The organism is Myroides odoratus (genome assembly GCF_965118575.1).
GTDB lineage: Bacteria > Bacteroidota > Bacteroidia > Flavobacteriales > Flavobacteriaceae > Flavobacterium > Flavobacterium odoratum_B.
In genome coordinates, this window is record NZ_CBCPHW010000005.1 from 59,624 (window position 1) to 82,018 (window position 22,395).

Here is a 22,395-nt window from a genome sequence, read left to right on the forward strand (position 1 = left end):
AGACTAAAAAATGGAAAAAAACAACAACAATATAGCGATTCTCGTCGATGGAGATAACGCACAAGCTAAATTATTAGAGAACATATTAGCTGAAGTTTCTAAATATGGAAAGGTTACGATTCGCCGTATTTACGGGGATTGGACTACACCTCAAATGAATAGTTGGAAAGATTTACTAAATGATTTATCTTTTTCACCTATTCAAAAATTTAACTATACCTCAGGAAAAAATTCCACAGATAGTTCTTTGATTATTGATGCAATGGATATTCTACATGCTAAAATGGTAGATGGATTTTGCATTGTATCAAGTGATAGTGATTATACCGGTTTGGCTAAGCGAATTCGAGAAGAAGGAATATTTGTCATGGGAATCGGAGAAAAGAAAACACCCAATGCTTTTGTACAATCGTGTGAGATTTTTACGTATTGTGAAACTTTAATGCCTAAACCCGTTAAAGCGGAGAAAACGGCTAGCCAAGAGAAAAAACAAGTAGAAGAGGAGGATAATGATGTGCTCACAATTACTAAAAAAGAAGTACGCTTGATTGATAAAGCTTTTGATATGTCAGTGGATGAAGAAGTAGAAGCCTATATTTCGACGGTAGGGAATAACCTTCGAAAATTAGACCCCAGTTTTGATTCACGTGATTATGGATTTAGAAATCTAACAGAAATGTTTAAACACCTCAAAGGCTATGAGGTTATTAATAACAATGTGAAAGGATTAAATCATCCTTTAATAAAGAAAAAGTAACCCTCGGGTTACTTTTTTTTTGAAGCTATTGGTCGAATTTGAAGCTATTGGTCGAAACTGAACCTTACTAATTTTGAGGTATCTGCTTACTGATAGTGTAGTTTTTATGCCTTTGAATCAATTGCTAAAAAAAAATAATAGATTTTGCTTTTAATATCCGCTGAGAAAAGAATGTTGATTTCTCAAGAATGGAATGTATAGTAAATAGTTTAAATAAAAAAGGTCAGCTGACCTTTTTTATTTAAACTATTTCTTTTTTAGTTGTTATATTTTTTACAATTGAAAGCAAAATGTATAGTAGGATGATAATCGGAATGGCTAAGTAGTGTAAAGCAAGTAAAAGAAGTAGCGATACCACAACAAAACCTAATTGCAATTTATAAGCGCCTAAATTTTTCGGGTTAATTTTTAAGGAGAACAACGGTAATTCAGCATTCATAATATAAGCACTCAATACACTGATAAGCACTAAAACATAAGGATTACTCAAAAAAGTAATGATTGCTTCCGAACTCGTTGTGCTCACAATAAGCGGTAAGCTTAAAATGAAAAGCGCATTTCCAGGTGTTGGCAATCCAATAAAAGAATCCGTTTGTCTGGTATCAATATTGAATTTAGCTAATCGATACGCCGCTCCTAGGGTAATAATAAAGCCTAAATAAGGAACAAGAGCCATATAATAGGTCTCAGGGGTAAGGTTATATAAACCTTGCGTTTCTTGAATATTCGCTAGTTGTTTGTAAATAATTAATCCAGGTACAACACCACTAGTTACCATATCAGCCAAAGAGTCTAATTGAAGGCCTAACTCACTTTTAACATTGAGGATTCTAGCTAAAAATCCATCCCAATAATCCAAGAAAATACCAATACATACCCAGATAAAGGCCATGAGGATATTGTCATCAAAGGCATAGATACAAGCAATTAAACCCGATAGAAGGTTAAGTAAAGTAATGAAATTGGGCAAGTGTTTTTTCATGTATATTCAATTTTATCTCCGTATAGTTTATATATACTGACTTTATTTCATATACAAAGGTATACTAAACTTAGTAATAATAATATCTTCCTAGCCTTTTAGTTTTTTACTATTTTTACAACTTAGTATGAATAATAAAAAGAAGTCTGTGAAAAAGCTAACAATAGGTACGTTACTGCTTTGTATAGGATTTACAACTTATGCGCAAAAAGCGCGAAAGTATTCCAATGAGTTTTTGAATATTGGTGTAGATGCGGTTGCGATGGGAATGGCTAATAGTGTAGTTTCATCTAGTAAGGATGTCAATGCAGTCTATTGGAATCCCGCGGGGTTAATACAATTGAAAGAGCAACAAGTAGCCTTAATGCATGCCAGTTACTTTGCCAATATAGCACAATACGATTATGGAGCCTTTGCGATGCCTCTGGACGAAAAAAGTGCTTTGGGAATTTCTATTATCCGCTTTGGGGTAGATGATATTATGAATACAACCGAATTAATTGACCAAAATGGAAATATAGATTACAATAGAATCAGTTTATTTTCTGCTGCGGATTATGCTTTTGTATTATCTTATGCCCGTACGACGCCAATTGAAGGATTAACGTATGGAGTTAATGCTAAAGTTGTACGGCGTATCATAGGGAAATTTGCCAACTCCTGGGGATTTGGGTTTGATGTAGGGGTGCAGTACAAAACCAAGTCTGAATGGATGTTTGGGGTGATGGCCCGCGATATAACCACAACCTATAATATGTGGAATATCAACAAAAAAGAATACAGTAAAGTACAAGGGGCCATTGAAGGTATGAATCAAGAGTTACCCGAAACAACAGAGATTACCTTGCCTAAATTGCAAATGGGGGTTTCGAAAAATTTTCAATTGACTCGAAACTTGAATATGTTAACCGCTTTAGCACTTCATGTAGAATTTGCAGAAACGAATGCGATGGTTTCTAGTGGATCCATGAGCATGACCCCTTCTTTAGGCGTTGAGTTTGGCTATGCAAATCTTGTATTCGTACGCGGTGGTGTAGGTAACTTTCAAAACAATAGACAGATGGATAATACAGAAAAATTAGAGTTTCAACCGAATATAGGGGTAGGATTTCACTATAAAGGAATACAAGTAGATTATGCCTTAACGGATATTGGCGATCAAAGTGCCGCTATTTACTCTAACGTTTTCTCGTTAAAATTAGATTTAGGAATTTTTAGAAAATAAGAAAAATGAAAAAAGTATGGGTACTGTTCTTCGCTGTTTTTGCTTTGCAATTTAGTTATGGAAACATCTCCGATAGAGCACTCTCTGAGAAAGCGCAAATAAGTATATTAACTTGTGGAACAGGAGGGCAATTGTATTCTCTTTTTGGACATACGGCTATTCGAGTTTTCGACCCTGCAGAAGGAATTGATCGGGTATACAATTACGGAATGTTTGATTTTAGTACCCCTAATTTCTATTCCAAATTCGTCAAAGGAGATTTACTTTATTTTGTGGATTACGAAGGGTATAAAGATTTTGTCCTCAGTTATGCCTATGATAATCGATCAGTGGTAGAACAAGAGTTAAATTTATCTCAAGAACAAAAACAAAAGATTTGGGACCATTTAAATGAATCCCTAAAAGAAGAGAATCGCTTTTATACCTATAAATTTATTGATAAAAACTGTACCGTAAAAGTAGTAGATGTATTAAATGAAATTTTACCTACTCCTGTAGAAGTAGCAGTTGAAGGAAATACAACAACCTATCGAAGTATTTTAAATACCTATCTGGAAAATCGCTATTTTGAGAAATTGGGAATTAATTTAATTTTCGGAAATAAAGTCGATCACAAATCAACCGTATTGTTTTTGCCCGATAAATTTCAGTTGGGATTATCAAACACCAGGAATGGAGATCAACCTTTAGTAAAACAAGAGGTAACTATTTTTCAGCCGAAACCCTCTACAACTAGTAGTATTTGGTGGAATACCTATTGGTTTGCTTCTATTTTGAGTCTATTCATTTTAGGGCTTACTTTCAATCGAATTATACGCCATATCTACTTTATTGTTATGGGAGTTTTTGGTTTGTTTTTCTTGTTCGTTGGATTTTATTCTCTGCATGGAGAACTATTATGGAATAATGTGATTTTTTTATGTAATCCTTTGTTAATATTTATTCCATTTGTTAATAAAACGAATAAAATTAAGTATTCATTAGTAATTGCTGTTGTATTATTGTTAATGTTATATGTTGTGTTGAATTTATTCTCAGAAAAGTTAATAATAACACTACCTTTGTGTGTATTAACTATGGCAACTTTATTTTTAGAATTCAAAACGGTTCTTCTAAAAAGAAGTAGAGAATAAATAACAAACTATGTTTTCATTTTTTAAATCAAAACCGATTTTAAAAGACTTAATTCCAGACGATTTTGTGGATATTCATTCGCATTTAATTTATGGGATTGACGATGGTGCACAAACGATTGAGGATACAAAGTTTATTATATCCTCTATGCGAGATTTAGGATTTGATCAAGCCATTGCAACGCCCCATACAACACCTTTAGTTTGGGAAAATACAAGAGAAGGGATTTTAGATCAATATCAGCGCGTTCAAGAACAACTTCCAGAAGAAGCAAAAGCGATAGCTTTACGTGTAGCTTCTGAATATTTAATGGACGATAGTCTGATACCTCATATTGAAAATAAAGAGTTATTGACCTTAAAGAATAATTTCGTTTTGGTTGAAATGTCCTATATGAATCCACCCATTCAATTGATGGATATTCTATTCCAATTAAAATCCAATGGATATGAAATTATCTTAGCGCATCCTGAGCGCTATAATTTTTATCACCAAAATACAGCCATGTATAAGAAATTAAAAAAGGCAGGTTGTTACTTTCAAATGAATTTACTCTCCGTAACGGGCTATTATGGTAAACACGTATTAGAAGCGGCTAATTTTTTATTGCAACACGGATTAATAGATTTTGTGGGATCTGATATTCACCACGAGAAGCACATCAAAGGATTTGATGCTAAAGTAGAAGTAAAAGCGATTGAGTTTTTTACACAAGCTATTACGAATAATCAAGAGTTTAGGATGTAGTTTTTTATTAAAAAAACTTTTAAAAATAAAGAGGGTGCCCCGAAAAGGGCACCCTCTTAGCATTTGTAGAATGAGAAAAATTTAATACTGTTTCTACGGGTTAGATAACTGCTAAATATTTTAGATAGGGTTCTAACATCGTTTTATTGATAAATGGAGGATAAGGCATCTCACTTTTTTTAATAAAGCTCAAGGTGTTTTCAGCATCATAATAATAGGTGTTTTGATATACTTCTTTTAGCGTAGATTCTCCATGGACTTTATCCGTAAACATACCTAATAGGGGGTATAGTGGATCTTCTTCATTGTTTTTCCAAAGATTTAGCCATTCCGTGTACGGTAAAGGTTTCATGTCAAATCCAAAATATTCATTGATTCGATCAAAGAAATCATTAATTGAAACATCTCCCTCAGGTAACGGAGTAAGATGGAATTTTTTACCTAAAGCCGCTTTTTGGCGCGAAATATGCACAATACTTTTGGCCATATAATCTACAGGAACCAACTGAGCTTTAAACCCTAAAATAGAAGGATATGCCTTATTGGCAATACAACTTCTTACTAAAGCTCCCCACCATTGGTAGATAGCTGTAGAACCTGTTTTGGAATTACTTAAGGCATAGCCTAAACGGAAAATAATAACAGGAACCCCTTTTTCCTCCGCTTTTTGCATAATTTGTTCCATAACCCATTTACTTTGAACGTAGCCCAAGTCGCGACTCACCGCTTCTAAATCTTGATGTATATCATCATTTTCGGTTACCCATTTTTTGTTGGTAAATTGATGGCCGAAACTAAATACAGCACTTGTTGAGAATAGAGAAACGGGTTTTATTTTGCCTGCAGCGGCAAACTTGATGATTTCCTGAAGACCTAAAATATTGGCTTTTCTAATAATGGAATACGGCTCTATAAAATTCACCGAACTACCGGAATGATAAATACAATCAATCTTTTTTGCTAGGGAATTAAACTGTTCTTCGCTGAAACCAAGTAGCGGTTTGTGGAGGTCTCCCGTTACAATTTTAATTCGATCGGAAGAAAGCCAATGCGTAGGAATCAAGAATTGTTCAAAAGCTTGATGCAAGCGTTTTAGTCCAATTTGTATATTGTCTGCACGGATAAGACAATATACAGTAGCATTGGTTTGGTTCATTAGTTCATCAATAACATGAACCCCTACAAAACCATTAGCTCCCGTTAATAATATATGCTGAGGCGAATCCATTAAGGAAGCATCCACTTGACCTATAATCTCAATTTCTGGGACAAGATTAGCATCTTTCAAAAGTTGAAGAATCATCTCTTCACTTAGATTATTCTTTAAATGGGTCTTGTTGCCACCCATTCTTTCTTGAATAATTTGAGCCTGAGTTTCGATTGTTTTGTGGATAAACAAATCTTGAAGAGTTAGCGTATCGCGATACGAATCAGGTAATCGATTAAATAGTTTTGCTAAAAGCAGCGAATGACCACCTAATTCAAAAAAATTGTCTGTTACCTCAATGAAGGGGTATTGTAAAATTTCAGTCCAAATTCTGAAGATGGTCTTTTCAAATTCATTCTTAAATTCTTTGGTCTCATCTACAGCAATGGATGTTTTTTGATAGTTTTCTAGCAAAGCCTTTTTATCTACCTTTCCATTTGCATTTATTGGAAGTTTTTGCAGAATGACAAAGTCATGAGGAATCATATAAATCGGCAACGTGTGTAGAAGCTCTTCCCTGAATTTTTTGATCAAGTTATTTTTGTTCTTATCATCTAAATCTAAATGCGGACACTCGACAAAGGCGATTAGTTTTTTATCATAGTCACTATCCGATTTTACTCTCACAACTGCTTTTTCTACACCTTCAAGTTTACTTGTCTTTTCTTCTATTTCTTGAAGCTCTATGCGATACCCTCTAATCTTAACTTGATCATCTATTCTGCCCGAATACTCTATTTCGCCATTTTCTAGCCATTTACCCAAATCTCCTGTTTTGTAAATTTTTTCTCCTTTTTTTAAGGGATGCGGAATAAATTGAGCATCTGTAAGTGCCGGTTGTCCAAAATAGCCCCTAGTGACTCCTATACCCCCTACACAAATCTCACCAGCTTCATTAATAGGTAGAATATGACCTTTATCTAGGATATAAATATCAGTATTGGCAATTGGCGCTCCAATGGTTGATAAATCTTCTTCTGAACGGATGATTTTGGCAGTTACCCAAATCGTAGTTTCCGTAGGACCATATACATTCCATATCGTATGATTGCCTTTAAGAAGCGTTTTTCCTAGTGTAGGAGATAAATATTCGCCTCCACACAGGATTGTCATGGGCTTTATTTTTGACCAATTAGAAGTTTCGGCTAACATAGACCAAGTACTGGGTGTGGTTTGAACAACGGAGATATTGTGCTTTAGGATTAAGGCTACAATCGTTTCTGGATTGATTTGATCTTCTTGAGAAGCAACAACAACTGTACGTCCTCGTAGTAACATAGCAAATATTTCTAAAACTGAAATGTCAAACGCATACGTACTGATTGCAAGGAGATGTTCGGCAGATTTTGGAATTACCTCGTCGAGGAAATAGCTTAATGCATTGACAACACTCTTATGTTCCACAGCAACTCCTTTGGGTCTTCCGGTTGAACCAGATGTGAACATAACATACATGAGATGATGCGGTTTTAACTCTCTTTTGGGTTTTTCTGAAGCAGCCGTTTTCCAGGATACATCGTCCCAAATTACCGTTTTTTCAGCTACTTTATGCGCCGTTTTTTCGAAAGCTTTTTCAGTCAATAAGAGCGATATTTGACTGTCCTGACTTATGTTTTTTAGTCTATCCTCCGGATATAAAGGAGGCATTGGAACATAAGCGGCGCCAGTTTTCATAATGGCTAAGAGCGAAATAATGAGTTTTTCGCTTCGATCCATCATAAGTCCAATGCGATCATCTGGTTTTAGATGAACCAAACTTCGCATGTAATTAGCTAATTGATTGGCCAATTGATCCATTTCTCGATAAGTAAGTGTTTGGTCTTTGTAAACAATTGCTATCTTATTTGGAACTAATTGCACTTGTTCTTCAATCAAATCTACGATGGTTTGATGAAGTGGATACGTGTCATTGGCGGTTTGATTAAAGGCGAGGATCTTTCTTAGTTGATGGTCCTCAATGCCTAGCCCATGGATCAGCTGCTGATCTGGAAATTCATTTGATTTCATAATAAATTGGTGTTTATTGGTTTGTATTAAATTGTTGACACAATAGAAAGCTTCCCTATAGAAACAGGAAAAAGCTGTATATAAAAAAGTTGGGAATACAACGCTAAGGTTTTAATCTAAACGCTATTAAAAGTCAAAAAATAAAAGAGTTTTTTATTTAAACCGCAAACAGGTAAGGTAGTATGTTTCTCTTTAAGAGAGAAAGTGATTGTGTTTTAGCAGTAAAAATCTTTTAAAATTCATACTTATAGAGGGTACTAATTAATAATAGGATTACTAGCTGTTTATACAAGCGTAGTTTTTTATGTTGCTAAGGCCTTTATGCCTAAATAGTACTAGATTAAATCTTTACTATCCTGAATTTTTTTCTCTGTTACTATTTCCCTTGCTTCCCTAGTGTCTACGGCTAAATAACAGACGTAGTCTGGAGCAATGGATAGTTCTTTTAAATACCAGCGATCTGTATCCATCAAACCGATATCATTAGAGATAACAACCTTCTCAATAGGGAATAACAAACCTCTACCATCCGCTTTAACACAGGCTTCTTTTTGAGTCCATAAGCGATAAAAAGCCTTTTTACAATTGGGGATTGTATTTATTTCCAGCTTTTCGTCATCCCTAAGTATATGCCAAAAATCTTCTATTTTGGCATCTTTAATCTTTTCAATATCTACACCCACTCGGTACTTATCTGCGAGCACACAGATGATATAATCATCGGCATGGGCAAGATTGAAATACAAACTAGCTTCAGGAATTTTGGGTTTTCCATTGGCGTCTGTAATCAGTTGTTGAATTAATTTGTCACTTTCAAAACCTAGGTAGTGTAATCCGTATTTAAGTACTAACTTTCCTAACATTCGAATTTCTCTATCTTCTTCTTTTCGATATTTAAAAATCTCTTCTTGCACCCAAGCAGGAAATTTTTCTATTTCCTTTTTTAAAACAATGGGATCAATGTTTAGTTCAGAACGATTTAAATAAAAAGAATAGATCATACCCCTATTTATCAATTTTAATTTATTTTTCTAACTAAAAATAGATGAATGACTAGGTTAAAATTTTATACGTAGTATTATCTGGTATTGAGTTAGATACAAATGATAATTTATTGGATTATAAATATATAAATAAAATATTTTATACAATAAATAACCTATAAAATATTTTTAATGTTAATTTTTAGGGATAATTATACGCGTTAGCTACTGTTTTTACTAGTTTTTTGAAATTAATTCATTTGCTTAAATGTTAAAAATTATCTAAAAAAAATAAATTTTAATATAAAAAAAGGAGTTAAAAGAGGGGAGGTAAAGGTTGAGGGAGGGAATTTTTTTAACGGTAATTCGATTTTTAAAAGGAACTTGAATTACGATGGAATACTTGCAGACGCAAGAGAATAAATAGAAAATAATCAACCTAAAATAAGCCTATTATTTGCATAGAAAGTCAATATATAAAATAAAGAAGAAAAGACCCAGTAGATGCCAAAACAACATAAAAAAAGCCACTCCAAAAAGAGTGGCTTTTTTTATGTTTAGGTTATAGAAAATTATTTTTCTACAACTTCTCCTTTAATTCTCAAAGGTACTGTACCATTTTCGAAGTTTACTGCATTAGATTCCACCGTAATTGTACGGCTAATTCTTCCGATACTCATGTTGTATTTTACATCAATTTTTCCTTTTTCACCTGGCATAATTGGTGCTTCTGGCTTAGAAGGAACTGTACATCCACAAGTTGAACGAACATTTGTAATGATTAACGGTTGGTCACCTGTGTTTGTAAATTTAAATGAACGTAATCCATCGTCATTACCTCTAATAACTGTTCCATAATCAATGGTGTTGTTTTCAGCAGCGAACTGAATTTTTGGACCACTTTGAGCAAATGTCAAAGCACTAGATAAGACTAATGCGAATACTGCTATTAATTTTTTCATTACTATAACTTTTTGTTGTTTTGTAAAATTAAAAACTTTTCGATTACTTGCAAATTTTTTTCGCATATTCGATTTTAGATATACTTTTATAATTGACGAGTAATAATTACTTTTGTACAACACAAAGATAAATAAAACTAAGGTTACTAAGGTAGAAAAAACCGTTTTTCTAAGAAGTAATTCAATGTTTTATCTTTTTTTAATATTAAATATATAGAATAATGGTAATTCCTGCACAGTTTGACGCAAAGCAAGTAGAGCAAAAATGGTATCAGTATTGGATGGAAAATAATTTTTTCCGATCGGTACCAGATGAAAGACAGCCGTACACCATTGTAATACCTCCACCAAACGTAACGGGAGTATTGCATATGGGGCATATGTTGAATGTTACAATTCAAGATGTATTAATACGTCGCGCACGTTTAAAAGGACTAAACGCTTGTTGGGTTCCTGGAACGGATCACGCATCTATTGCAACTGAAGCAAAAGTCGTCGCTAAATTGAGAGAGCAGGGAATCAATAAAAACGACTTAACTAGAGAAGAGTTTTTAAAACACGCATGGGAATGGAAAGAAGAATATGGCGGTGTGATTTTAGACCAATTAAAAAAACTAGGTGCTTCTTGTGACTGGGACCGTACCAAGTTTACTATGGATCCAGCTATGTCACAACAAGTAATTAAGTCATTTGTTGATTTGTTTAATAAAGGACTTATCTACCGCGGATATCGAATGGTAAACTGGGATCCAGAAGCAAAAACAACGCTATCGGATGAAGAAGTAATTTACGAAGAACGCCAAGGAAAACTCTATCACGTAAAATATCAAATCGAAGGAACAACGGATTATTTGACCATTGCAACCACTCGTCCTGAAACAATTTTAGGGGATTCGGCTATTTGTATTAACCCTAACGATGAGCGTTACCAGCATTTAAAAGGTAAAAATGCAATCGTACCCATTTGCAATCGCGTAGTTCCTATTATTTTTGATGCATATGTAGATATGGAATTCGGAACAGGCTGTTTAAAAGTAACGCCTGCTCATGATGTCAATGATAAAGCGTTGGGCGAACGTCATAATTTAGAAATTATCGATATTTTCAATGCAGATGCAACCCTTAATGATTTGGGTTTACATTACAAAGGCAAAGATCGCTTTGTTGTTCGCAAAGAAATTGAAGCGGAATTAGCCACTTTAGGTGCTTTAGATAAAGTAGAAAATTACATGAATAGTGTAGGGACGTCAGAGCGTACAAAAGCTGTGATTGAGCCTCGATTATCAGATCAGTGGTTTTTGAAAATGGAAGAGTTAGCAAAACCAGCTTTGGATGCAGTAATGACATCGGAAGATGTAAAATTGTACCCAAGTCGCTATAATAGTACCTACAGAAGTTGGTTAGAAAATATCCGCGACTGGAATATTTCTCGTCAATTGTGGTGGGGACAACAGATTCCTGCTTTCTATTATGGAGATGGGAAAGACGATTTTGTTGTTGCAGAAACAAAAGAAGCCGCTTTGGCTCTTGCGATTGCAAAATCAGGCAATGCTACTTTGACTTTAGCTCATTTAAAACAAGATGAAGATGCTTTAGATACTTGGTTCTCTTCATGGTTATGGCCAATCTCTGTATTTAATGGATTAAATGATCCAGAAAACGAAGAGTTTAAGTACTATTACCCAACCAATGATTTAGTTACAGGTCCAGATATCATTTTCTTCTGGGTGGCTCGTATGATTATGGCAGGTTATGAATATACAGGTGTACAGCCTTTTACAAACGTTTATTTCACCGGTATTGTAAGAGATAAACAACGCCGTAAAATGTCAAAATCACTGGGTAATTCACCTGATGCTTTAGGATTGATAGACAAATTTGGTGCAGATGGAGTTCGTGTAGGGTTATTGTTATCGGCTTCTGCAGGAAATGATATCTTATTTGACGAAGAATTATGTGTACAAGGTAAAGCGTTTACAAATAAAGTATGGAACGCGTTCCGTTTAATTACAGGCTGGGAAGTTTCTGAAACACTAGTACAACCTGAAACAGCTAAAGTTTCTTTAGCGTGGTATGAAGCAAAGCTACAAAGAACATTAGTAGAAATTGAAGATCACTTCGCCAAATATAGAATTTCAGATGCTTTAATGGCTATCTATAAACTCGTTTGGGATGATTTCTGTTCTTGGTTCTTGGAAATGATTAAACCCGGTTATCAGCAGCCAATCGATGCGGTTACTTATCATAAAGTAATCGAATTATTGGAAGCGAACTTGAAACTGTTACATCCATTTATGCCTTTCTTGACTGAAGAGATTTGGCAACACATCAATGCACGCACAACAGAAGAAGCATTAGTGGTATCAGCATGGCCAGAAGCAAAAGCCTTTGATGAAAATGTAATCAAAGAGTTTGAGTTTACCATGGAAGTTATTGCGGGTATACGCACCATCAGAAAAGATAAAAATATTTCTTTCAAAGAAGTCATTGATTTGAAAATAATCAACAACGAAAAAGTATCGACCTATTTTGATTGTGTGATTGCTAAATTGGGAAATGTGGCTTCAATTGAATACGTAGCCGATCAAGTAAGTGGCGCTTTGTCCTACCGCATCCAATCCAATGAGTATTTTATTCCGATGGCTGGTAATGTAAATATTGAAGAAGAAATTGCAAAACTAGAAGAAGAATTAACGTATTTAAAAGGCTTTTTACAATCCGTTCAAGGGAAGTTATCCAATGAGAAATTCGTTAGCGGAGCACCAGAACAAGTAGTAGCCAATGAAAAGAAAAAAGAAGCAGATGCTTTAGCCAAAATGGCACTAATCGAACAGAGTTTAGCTGGTTTGAAATAGTAAAGTTATCTTTTGATATAAAGGTCTTTAGTTAGTGAATGCTAAGTAAAGACCTTTTTTTTATCTTCGCACCTATGAAATACAACATCCATACGCATCAACCACATAGGGAGGCTGATACTTTGGCTATCCTAAATCAAAATATAGAGAAGGTAGATTTTACCATCCCTCATTTTTCTTTAGGTATCCATCCTTGGTATATTGAATCCTCTTTGATTCAAGAGCAATTAAGTTGGCTTGAAGCGAATATCAATCATCCCAATTGCTTGGCGCTAGGAGAGTGTGGATTAGATAAAAAAATAGAAATACCACTACCTCTACAAGAAGAAGTGCTAGTTGAACAATTACTTCTTGCAGAAAAAAATAAAAAAGCTGTAATTTTGCACGTCGTTTCTGCTTATCAAGAAATTATTGCACTTAAAAAGCGCTTGAATATTACAGTACCCTTACTTGTACACGGGTTTAATAAACATCAACAAGTGGCAGAAAGTTTGTGGAAAAACGGTTTCTATCTCTCTTTTGGTAGTGCGCTATTGCGAAATAAAAAAGTACAAGATACTTTTAGTTCCGTGCCCAAAGATTTTGTGTTTCTAGAAACAGACAATGATACAACTAGTTCGATAGCGGATGTATATGCCAAAGCAGCAGAATTGCATCCAAATATAGAGCAAGTGGTTGAATCAAATTTTAAAAGGGTATTTAAAAACGAATAATAATTACAACCCTAAGGGGGATTAATAACAAGAAATTGATGGCTATTTGGCAAGAAAGAGCAGCCTTACTTTTTAAAGAAGAAGGATTAGAAAAATTAAAAAACGCTAATGTTTTAGTGGTTGGATTAGGAGGTGTTGGATCATTTGCAGCAGAGTTTTTAGCCCGTGCAGGGGTAGGTACTATGACAATTGTAGATGGAGATACCGTTGATATTACCAATATTAATAGACAATTACCCGCTTTACATTCTACGATAGGCATGGCAAAAGTACACGTTGTAGGAGATCGTTTGATGGATATTAATCCAGAATTAAAACTAACGCGTATTGAAGAGTTTTTATCGCCAGAGCGCACACATGAGGTAGTTACTGAGGAATATGATTATGTTTTGGATTGTATTGATAGTGTAACGCCAAAGATTAATCTGATCTTAGCTGCCAAGCGCAAGCGCATTAAGGTAATTAGTGCCATGGGTGCAGGAGGAAAAATGGTCGCTTCTAAAGTTGTAGTTAAAGACATTGGTAAAACAGAGGTTTGTCCTTTGGCAAAACAGATTCGCAAACGCTTGAAGAAAGAAGGAATTTCTTCGGGTGTAAAAGCTGTTTTCTCCAAAGAAAAACCAGATGAAAGTAGTCTAAAAATGACTGATGGATCGAATTTTAAAAAATCTTTTTTCGGTACAAATAGTTGGATGCCTGCTTTGTTTGGTTTGCTTGCTGCAGAAAATGTAATCCGATATTTACTGTCCAAATAAAACTAAAAAAGTCGGGATTAAATCCCGACTTTTTTAGTTTATTTTTAGAATGAAATAGCTTATTTCTTAGGAAGGTAAGCGGTTTAGCGCTAATAAAATTTGTAAGACAACAATCGATACGGCCAAAACCCACAATAAACCATAGCTGATGTATTGCAATGCGCCGGTTGTTTCTCCCGCTTGTTTTTTTGCTTTTTGCAACATCAACATCGGAATGATTAAGGCTAGAATCACCAAAGAGATAGAAGCATATCCCAAGGCAATAACAAATCCATCTGGATAAAATAAAGCAAAGAGAATAGGAGGTAAAAAGGTCAAAATAAAAGCACTTATATGGTGTTTAATTTTCGGACGATCTTTAGCTAAATCCTTGATGTAATCATTTAAGGCTAGGGCAACTCCCCAAAAGGAGGTTAGAATAGCCGCTGCCGCAAAAATAGTAAATGAAATTCTGATACGTGGTGAATCTTGAATTTCTTGAATGGATTTTAATAAACCTTCAATGCCTGAATTGTTTTTTAAAATCTCACTAAAAACACCGCTTTCTATATTGCCTAGAATTGTTAATTCCCAGATTAAGTATAGCATTAAAGGGATACTACTTCCGATGAAGAATACCCATTTTAACTGGCGTAAATTGCCATCTAGGTATTTAACTAAACTAGGAATAACCACACTAAATCCAAAGGAAGTGAAAATAATAGGTATAGTTGCTAAAACGGGAAGTGGACTTTTAGGTAAATAACTCAAATAAGCCATTTCTATATGAGGTAATAAGAGGCCTAATACCAAGCACAAGCACAAAATTTTAATTGAAAAGACCACTTTAGTACTGTAATCAACCGCTTTGGTTCCAAAAGCAATAATCCCACCAAATAATAAGGTAAATAAAACTGCACTCAGCTGAGGAGAGAGGTGAATGTTAAATAATTGCTCGATATTAGTGCGTAAGATATCCCCACCACCTGCAATATAAGCACTTACTAAAGCGTACATCAAGGTAAGCATACTCAATCCGGTAATCACTGCTCCTGATTTTCCTAAATATTTTAAGGTTAGGGTATTAAGACCGTCGTTTATAGAGTTGTATTGATAGACATTGACTAATAGAACGGAAGTATAAAAAATAGCAAGCCAAATACAGAACAAGATAATGGACATAAATAAAAAACCTACATTGGCTGATATAATGGGCATGGCTAACATGCCTGCACCTATTGTAGTCCCTGCTACAATAAGAATACTTCCGATAATTTTTTGCATTTTGTTTTAAATTTATTGTTTTGCGTTTTGTTATTTATTTGCTATCTAGTTAGGTAGAGCAATAGTTAAATGCTATTGCAAAAAGCATACCTCCTTGGTTGTTTTTTTGCCTTTTATGAAAGAAAGGAAGCTAAAAAATAAATATATGTTTTTATTTGTTGTTTTTACTATAAAACCCCAAAAGCATTTGAAATTAATTACAGGTAGTAGCTATACCTTTCATTTTCTACTTTTACTTCTACTTTTAAATTGACAAGCGAAATCGTCGTTTAGGAGGAATAGGATGCTTCCAGCCATACACCAATCAGGCTGATATTGCTTCGAACGTGTTTCAGGTACACCGCCGTACCTGCGTTTCAGGTATGCTTTGACACAATACTTTTTTTCAGGCAAAAGAAGCAAATCACAAGAAGAGGCAAATCACAAGAAGAGACAGACAAAAGTAGGACAGATAATTTGAAAAGTACACGATTTTCCTTTTCAAGTACCGACTGAATTGGCTAACAATGTTTATCTTTGAGTAAATCAAAAGGAGAGCATTATGTTGAATATCGAAGAACAATTAGAGGCAAAAAACATAAAACCTACTGCTATGCGAATTTTGGTCTTGAAATTCTTAAAACAACAACAAGGAGCCGTTTCGCTAGCAGATATTGAAAATAGTTTTGATCAATCGGATCGAGTGACTATTTATCGAACGGTTAAGACGTTTGAAAGTAAAGGGCTTTTACATCGTATAACAGCCAATACGATTACCCAATATGCACTGTGTTCCTCCAATTGTTCGGAAGATAAACACCGAGATACTCATTTACACTTTATTTGCAACCAATGCAAGAAAACGATTTGCTTGACGCAAGTAAGTATTCCTACGATTGAAATTCCAGCTGGCTTTCAGTTGAGTGAAATAGAAGTCATTGCGAAAGGAATATGTCAATCGTGTCAATCGTAAAAGCTTTAACTTGGGTTGCGTTTTTTATCCCTAATATCTTTGAGAATTAGTTGAGCGTGAATTCTTGAGTTTTCAATAAACCAAGTATGGGTATTTAAACCCCCACAAACTACACCAGCCAAATATAAATTCGCCATATTGGTTTCCATCGTCTCAGGATTAAAAGTAGGAACTAGGTTCTCCGTACTTTGAGTCGTTATCCCCAGTTTTCTTAAAAAATCAAAATCAGGACGATAGCCAGTAAGTGCCAAGACAAAGTCATTGGGAATGGTCAAGGTTTGATTGTCCGTTTGTAGGGTGACCTCTGAGGCTGTAATAGCGGTTAAGTTGCTATTGAAGTAAACCTGAATAGATCCTTCGGCAATTCGATTTTCAATATCGGGTTTTACCCAATATTTCACGTGAGAACTAATGGACTTATCGCGCACAACCATCGTTACTTTAGCTCCTTTTCGGTAACATTCAAGTGCAGCATCTACCGATGAATTACTCGCACCAATAACCACCACATTCATATTCGCATAGAAATGAGGGTCATTGTAATAATGGGATACTTTAGCTAGATCTTCTCCTGGAATCTGCAATAAATTGGGGAAATCATAAAAACCAGTAGCCACGATTACATGGGCAGCTGTATACGTATCTTTGGAGGTTGTAACCTTAAAGGATGCGTCTGTTTGTTGGTTCACCTGTTCCACTTTTTCAAATAAATGAATCGATAGGTGATGTAAATCAGTTACGCGTCTATAATATTCTAATGCTTCTTTTCGGCGGGGTTTATTTTCCGCACTAATAAAGGGAATATGATCTAATTCTAATAATTCTGAAGTAGAAAAAAACTGCATATTAATTGGATAGTGATAGAGTGAATTCACTAAACACCCTTTTTCAATAATTACATAAGATAATCCCGCTTTTTTAGCCTCGATACCACAGGCAATTCCTATGGGACCACCGCCGATAATAAGTATGTCTAACTGTTTCATTGTATACGTAATAAACCCGAAGGGTAGTTTTTTTGTAGGCTTTCTAACAAAAGTATTGATTTATTTTGGAAGCAGAAAAGAAAACAAGAGCAGATAAAATAGTAAGAAAGGAAAGAGGATGTCCTTTTGGGACACCCTCTTGCTTTATTATATGAGAAAGGATTCTTAGTTTACTTTATCAGCTACTAAGTGAATACCAATTTCCATGTCTTTACTAATTGCCCAATCAGCTGGACTAAGAGCAGCACCAGAATCTTTATCTGTTGTACCGAATACTAATCCCCATGCTGAACGGTCAGCTACAAAAGAAGCATTGACAACCGCTTTACCATTTTCTACTACTACTTTAGCAGGGAAAGTGATGTTTACCGTTTTTCCTAAAATTGTTAAGTTTCCACTTACCATTTTATTAGCCCCTTCAATTGTACTTGTTTGTTTAGTAGCATCGAAATCTTCTACTTTCGTAATTTTAAAGTCTACCGTAGGATTTTTTTCTACGTTGAAGAAATCAGGACTTTTTAAGTGTCCTTCTAATTTTGCTACATCTTCATCAGCATCAACAGAAGCACGATCAACTTTAATAGATGCCATGTCAACACCATATGAACCTGAAGTTAATCCAGTTGAGTCAATAGAAATCTCACCAACGGTTAAAGCTAAAGTACCATAACGTGGATTAAGTCCTCCTTTGTGCCCTACTTTCCAAGTTACATTACTTTCTGTTAAGTTAACAGCATACTTGTCTCCTTGAACTGTAGCAACTTCTTGCTCCGCTGTAGTTGTTGCTTTATCAGCATTTTTGTTTCCACATGATGCTAATGAAAGAGCAGCTACCACTGCTACTGATAATAAAATTTTTTTCATGTTAATTCGCTATTTTGTTTCACCAAATGTACAATACAAAAATGAATATACAAGAAAATATCAAAATACTGCGTGTTAAAAAGTTGTAAATAAGCACTTTTTGTGAAATAATGACGCCTATTTTATCGATTATGCTTTTAAATAGATGTCTTTTGGTATAAAAAAAGTGTTTTTTAATGAAAGCTTTTGTTGAGGTTTTTTTGAAGCGGACTTGAAATCTATGAGAATGCTTGTTCAACTCCAGAAGAAGAAGGTAAAACTAAGTGCGAATAACTCCTTGATTTATCCGTACTTAGTTTTATATAAGCCGTTTTATATTTCTTTAAAAGTAGAAATGATATTCATTAATTCATCACCTTGGTAGGCTTTATTTTGTCCAATTGTCCAGCCAATAAGCTCATAATTTCCTTTTTTACCCTCAATCATGACTTGAATCATAAACATAAAATTACCTTCTTGTGACATCGATAATTTGTATATTTTTCCAGGTAAACCATTAATGCGTACATCGTCCTCTTTGACAACTTCATAGTCTGATCGATTAGCATAGGTCGATAAAGCTTTTTGCGTGAAGGATTTGAAATCTTCATTGGCTGTTTTTGGGGATTCTTTAGCTACAATATAAACTTGTTTGAACGTATTTCCATATTGAAGGGCCGCATTTGGATATAAGTCCGTCATTACAGCAAGTGTTGAGGGAATTTCCATGGTAAATTGATCCTTGACATTTACCGTTTGTGGAGGTGCTACCTTCTGGTTGCAACTTACTAATCCCACGGTTATACAAAGCATTAAGAGTAGTTTTTTCATGTGAGTTTTTTGTTGGTTATGGGTGAAGTGTTATGGGTGAAGTGTTATGGGTGAAGTGTTATGGGTGAAGTGTTATGGGTGAAGTCCTTGAATAGGGTTTACCGTTTTTGCACCTTACTTGCAGTAGTAAAGATAGTAATAATTGGTTTGTAGAAAGTAGTTTTCTAGTATCTAATAGCTAAAAAAACAAAATAAGTGAGATACATCCACTGTGGAGCGCATCTCGAATTCCTTGTGTTAATTTCTACTTATTACATACAGTGCACAAAAATAAAGGATCTTTCTCTCAGGATAAAACGGTGATTAAATCGGTATCTTTGACTCTACAAGAAAAAGTAAGAGGGACTATATTAGTAAAAAATGAAAGGTAAGTATTGATCAATTCTTAAGCTTATCGCAAGAATGGAAGAAAGGATTATTTACCTATCCTCTAATTTTACATGAGTTTTAAATGACCGATGGAATCCCTCCTTCGTCGGGAATACCTGCTGTTCCTCGTAATCGGCTTCCTGCTTTCTTGGTAGTTACTAACTAGCTATTCAAAAAATTCACCCTTCACTACTCACCACTCAGTTCTCACTCACCCTTTGTTCGACAAACACACCCTTTTTCCGAAGCTCATTCGAAGGATACTCGAACAAAACTCGAACAAGCACAACTAAAAGCTTAAAAGATTCCATCAAAAGGTCTTAGATAGCAAAGGATCAGTGCGGTTTTAAACAAGGGGATATCCTAAAATAAACTAAGCGCTGATTTACCCCTGCCAAAAAGACAAAAATAAGTTTTGGTGTGCTTGGTTTGCTACCCATTAACTAGAGGTATTGAATTATGTGTGTAACTAAAAAGAAAAAGCTGATTTAGCTCAGATTCATCTGAATTGACGTGTATTTAAATTTCATATACAGAAGAATCGCTTGTAAAATGCAGCATTTCGTTGGTTGTTTATTGTATTATATTCACAAATGGCGATTTTTTTGTAGAAATACATAAAAAAGTATGACTATTGAAACGTCATTTTTGTTAAAAGTAAATTTTTATTGATAAATAATATGGTTTTTTTGATTATTTTTTGTTCTCAAATGCCTCTTTTTGTTTATTTTTTTAGCTTTATATGTGTGTATTATGTGTTTTATTTTTCTAATTTTTAAATATATCCATGTTTCGTTTTGGTTTAATTAAGTTATTATTAATACTTTAAAGTGTTATTTTAACTTAATTTTAAATGTTGTAGTATTGTATTAAATTTAATAGCATACACCTAAAAACCCTTACTAATTTTGGTAAGTAGCTATTGAAAAAGGCACTTGTTTTGTATGTGATTCCTCGGCTAAAAGTAGCTTGTTTTGTTGCTTTCGGGAGTTCACTTTTTGTTTTTTTTGATAGCGGTGTAGGCAGTGTTTAAAACTTACCCTATGTTTAGAACCTTACTGACAATTATGCTTCTTTTCTGTTTGAGTCCTTTTGTGGTCTACGGTCAAGCAACGTTTAAAAATTCCCATCAATTACTCTGGGTAAAAGGACTTCCTGTTGCAGAGGCAGATTTGGGCTTCAATTACAATACGCGTATTCCCTTAAGTGGTGAATTTCCGGTATTGAATAAAAAATTCACTTCTTCCAACTACAGCTATGTGTATTATGTTTTAAAAAGCACCCAAGGGGGGGAGAAGCTTTTTTCCATTTATGATGGCGGTGAATTACACAGTTTTTATACCGATGTGATAAAATCCAATTCAGAGGTTAAGGTTGATTTAGCGTATTTAAACAAGGGCGCAATTGTCAATTTTAATTTTTACAATGCGCATTTTAAAAAGAGTAAACCCAGAGGTATTTTATACGTAGAGACTGCGTTTGACAAAGCTACAACAGCGCTGTATGAGGTTTTGCTTTGCAACGATTGTTCAGAACCTTCTAAACGCGATAAAATAGATACGTATTTGGCGCTTAAATACGGAATAACCTTGGCGAATAAGTCCAAGTATTTGGGTAGTAATGACGTAAAGCTTTGGGATGAGCAGTACAATACGGCCTTTAATAATCACCTTATCGGTTTGGCTAAAGATTCCTACTTTGGCTTAAACCAAATAGCGAGTTCCAGTAATGAAGAGCCAGAAGTTGTCATTGAAAAAGCAGCCACTCAAGAAACACTTTTAGATAAAACCTACGTTTTAGTCGGGGATAATGGCAAGGGCAAAACCTTTGATGCTCAAACCAATCGCTTTAATCGCCAATGGTTGGTTCAAAATAAAGGAGACCATTCCATAACAATGAATCTAGCAATTGCGGTCACTCCAGAAAAGGACACCGACTATTATTTGTATACGTCTCTGGGTGGTGAAATACAAAATGAGATTACCGATACGGTTCAACTGCGTTTTAAAGCCATTGCGATTGACAGAAACACCAATGTATATTGGTCCATTGGCAGACGCAAACCTTTTGCCATTGACCTTCAACAAGATACGTTGGGTATTAATCACCGTTATATTCTAACGGCGAATGAGCAAGGGGAGCCTCCTTTTTCTATCCAAGTCACCGATTTGAAAACGCAAGAAAAGCAGCTGCTTATCAGTGAAACGGCGCGCTATATTTTGGAAGATTTACCCAGCTCTACCTATGGTTTTGTCGTTCAGGATGCGCAAGATCAAAAAGCAGAAATTCAGGGCGTAGACCTAGATTTTACCGCTTCCAATCAGCTTAGTTTAGCTGCCACTTGGACTTTAAATGGACGTGAATTGATCGAAATTAAGCCTCAAATCAAAAACAAAGACAAGCAATTGGGCTATCGTTGGTATTTGGGCGATAAAATTATCTCGACCTCCCCTGTTTTACGAGTAAATTACCCCGGTAATTTTACCTTAGAAGTCACGGATGTTAGAGGAAAGTACCAGCGTTTTGACTTTAACGTGGAACAAAAGCTAAAAACCACTAGTTCATTGGATGAGCAGTGGTTGGTAAGTCCAAATCCAGTAAAAGCTGGGGAAGAATTCAAGGTACACTATTTCTTTGAATCCCCCAAACAGGTAGATTTCTACATCTATACCTTAGAAGGCAAGTTTATTCAGCGCAAACAACTGGGCCTTATTGAAGGTGGGGAGTACACCTATAAACTAGCTGGAAAGACCACCTATTTACTGGTTTCTATCATCAACAGTAAAACATCCATTCAAAAATTAATTGTCAAATAATCCGTACT

At 34.9% G+C, this 22,395-nt stretch carries 17 protein-coding genes; 9 read left to right on the forward strand and 8 right to left on the reverse strand.

The features are described 5' to 3' along the window. The first annotated feature begins 10 nt into the window (after positions 1-10). Positions 11-757: an NYN domain-containing protein gene (locus tag ACMHJ2_RS05500; RefSeq protein ID WP_413511959.1), complete on the forward strand. Its 747-nt coding sequence runs from the start codon at positions 11-13 to the stop codon at positions 755-757. 241 nt (positions 758-998) lie between these two features. Here the strand turns inward: ACMHJ2_RS05500 and ACMHJ2_RS05505 are convergent, their stop codons facing one another. Next, a complete protein-coding gene (locus ACMHJ2_RS05505) occupies positions 999-1,739 on the reverse strand; it encodes a CDP-alcohol phosphatidyltransferase family protein (protein WP_413511960.1) in 741 nt (246 codons plus the stop codon). Positions 1,740-1,887: 148 nt separating this feature from the next. Here ACMHJ2_RS05505 and ACMHJ2_RS05510 point away from each other — a divergent pair, with 148 nt between their 5' ends. The 3 genes from ACMHJ2_RS05510 to ACMHJ2_RS05520 are packed head-to-tail and all read left to right on the forward strand — an operon-like array spanning position 1,888 to position 4,845. Then, positions 1,888-2,964, forward strand: coding sequence for a PorV/PorQ family protein (locus ACMHJ2_RS05510; RefSeq protein WP_413511961.1), 1,077 nt, complete (start codon positions 1,888-1,890; stop codon positions 2,962-2,964). Between the two features lie 5 nt (positions 2,965-2,969). Continuing rightward, positions 2,970-4,097, forward strand: coding sequence for a DUF4105 domain-containing protein (locus ACMHJ2_RS05515; RefSeq protein ID WP_413511962.1), 1,128 nt, complete (start codon positions 2,970-2,972; stop codon positions 4,095-4,097). Between the two features lie 10 nt (positions 4,098-4,107). Beyond that, a complete protein-coding gene (locus tag ACMHJ2_RS05520) occupies positions 4,108-4,845 on the forward strand; it encodes a tyrosine-protein phosphatase (protein WP_413511963.1) in 738 nt (245 codons plus the stop codon). A 100-nt stretch (positions 4,846-4,945) separates the two neighbouring features. Here ACMHJ2_RS05520 and ACMHJ2_RS05525 read toward each other — a convergent pair whose 3' ends face one another. The 3 genes from ACMHJ2_RS05525 to ACMHJ2_RS05535 form a co-directional block, all read right to left on the reverse strand. Continuing rightward, positions 4,946-8,059, reverse strand: a complete 3,114-nt coding sequence (locus tag ACMHJ2_RS05525; RefSeq protein WP_413511964.1) for an amino acid adenylation domain-containing protein — start codon at positions 8,057-8,059, stop codon at positions 4,946-4,948. A 335-nt stretch (positions 8,060-8,394) separates the two neighbouring features. Continuing rightward, the gene (locus ACMHJ2_RS05530) at positions 8,395-9,060 is read right to left on the reverse strand and encodes a 4'-phosphopantetheinyl transferase family protein (protein ID WP_413511965.1); all 666 of its coding nucleotides are present in this window, start codon (positions 9,058-9,060) and stop codon (positions 8,395-8,397) included. A 554-nt stretch (positions 9,061-9,614) separates the two neighbouring features. After that, a complete protein-coding gene (locus ACMHJ2_RS05535) occupies positions 9,615-10,004 on the reverse strand; it encodes a DUF1573 domain-containing protein (RefSeq protein WP_413511966.1) in 390 nt (129 codons plus the stop codon). A gap of 221 nt (positions 10,005-10,225) precedes the next feature. On the opposite strand from ACMHJ2_RS05535, the gene ACMHJ2_RS05540 reads away from it, so the two are divergent. The 3 genes from ACMHJ2_RS05540 (at position 10,226) to ACMHJ2_RS05550 (ending at position 14,327) form a co-directional block, all read left to right on the forward strand. After that, complete coding sequence (locus tag ACMHJ2_RS05540; RefSeq protein ID WP_413511967.1) at positions 10,226-12,859, forward strand: valine--tRNA ligase; 2,634 nt, start codon at positions 10,226-10,228, stop codon at positions 12,857-12,859. A 74-nt stretch (positions 12,860-12,933) separates the two neighbouring features. Further along, positions 12,934-13,572, forward strand: coding sequence for a TatD family hydrolase (locus ACMHJ2_RS05545; protein ID WP_413511968.1), 639 nt, complete (start codon positions 12,934-12,936; stop codon positions 13,570-13,572). A gap of 38 nt (positions 13,573-13,610) precedes the next feature. Further along, positions 13,611-14,327, forward strand: coding sequence for a ThiF family adenylyltransferase (locus ACMHJ2_RS05550; RefSeq protein ID WP_413511969.1), 717 nt, complete (start codon positions 13,611-13,613; stop codon positions 14,325-14,327). Positions 14,328-14,393: 66 nt separating this feature from the next. On the opposite strand, the gene ACMHJ2_RS05555 is transcribed toward ACMHJ2_RS05550, so the two are convergent. Next, on the reverse strand, positions 14,394-15,590 hold the full coding sequence (locus ACMHJ2_RS05555) for an aromatic amino acid transporter (RefSeq protein ID WP_413511970.1): 1,197 nt from the start codon (positions 15,588-15,590) through the stop codon (positions 14,394-14,396). 541 nt (positions 15,591-16,131) lie between these two features. On the opposite strand from ACMHJ2_RS05555, the gene ACMHJ2_RS05560 reads away from it, so the two are divergent. Continuing rightward, a complete protein-coding gene (locus tag ACMHJ2_RS05560; protein ID WP_413511971.1) occupies positions 16,132-16,542 on the forward strand; it encodes a Fur family transcriptional regulator in 411 nt (136 codons plus the stop codon). Between the two features lie 5 nt (positions 16,543-16,547). On the opposite strand, the gene ACMHJ2_RS05565 is transcribed toward ACMHJ2_RS05560, so the two are convergent. The 3 genes from ACMHJ2_RS05565 to ACMHJ2_RS05575 form a co-directional block, all read right to left on the reverse strand. Beyond that, the gene (locus tag ACMHJ2_RS05565; protein ID WP_413511972.1) at positions 16,548-17,528 is read right to left on the reverse strand and encodes a YpdA family putative bacillithiol disulfide reductase; all 981 of its coding nucleotides are present in this window, start codon (positions 17,526-17,528) and stop codon (positions 16,548-16,550) included. A gap of 165 nt (positions 17,529-17,693) precedes the next feature. Beyond that, on the reverse strand, positions 17,694-18,392 hold the full coding sequence (locus tag ACMHJ2_RS05570; RefSeq protein ID WP_413511973.1) for a YceI family protein: 699 nt from the start codon (positions 18,390-18,392) through the stop codon (positions 17,694-17,696). 312 nt (positions 18,393-18,704) lie between these two features. Beyond that, positions 18,705-19,202, reverse strand: coding sequence for a hypothetical protein (locus ACMHJ2_RS05575; protein ID WP_413511974.1), 498 nt, complete (start codon positions 19,200-19,202; stop codon positions 18,705-18,707). 1,412 nt (positions 19,203-20,614) lie between these two features. Between ACMHJ2_RS05575 and ACMHJ2_RS05580 the strand changes: the two genes are divergently transcribed. After that, positions 20,615-22,387 (forward strand): T9SS type A sorting domain-containing protein, encoded by a 1,773-nt coding sequence (locus ACMHJ2_RS05580; protein WP_413511975.1) that lies wholly within the window; start codon positions 20,615-20,617, stop codon positions 22,385-22,387. Positions 22,388-22,395 lie beyond the last annotated feature (8 nt).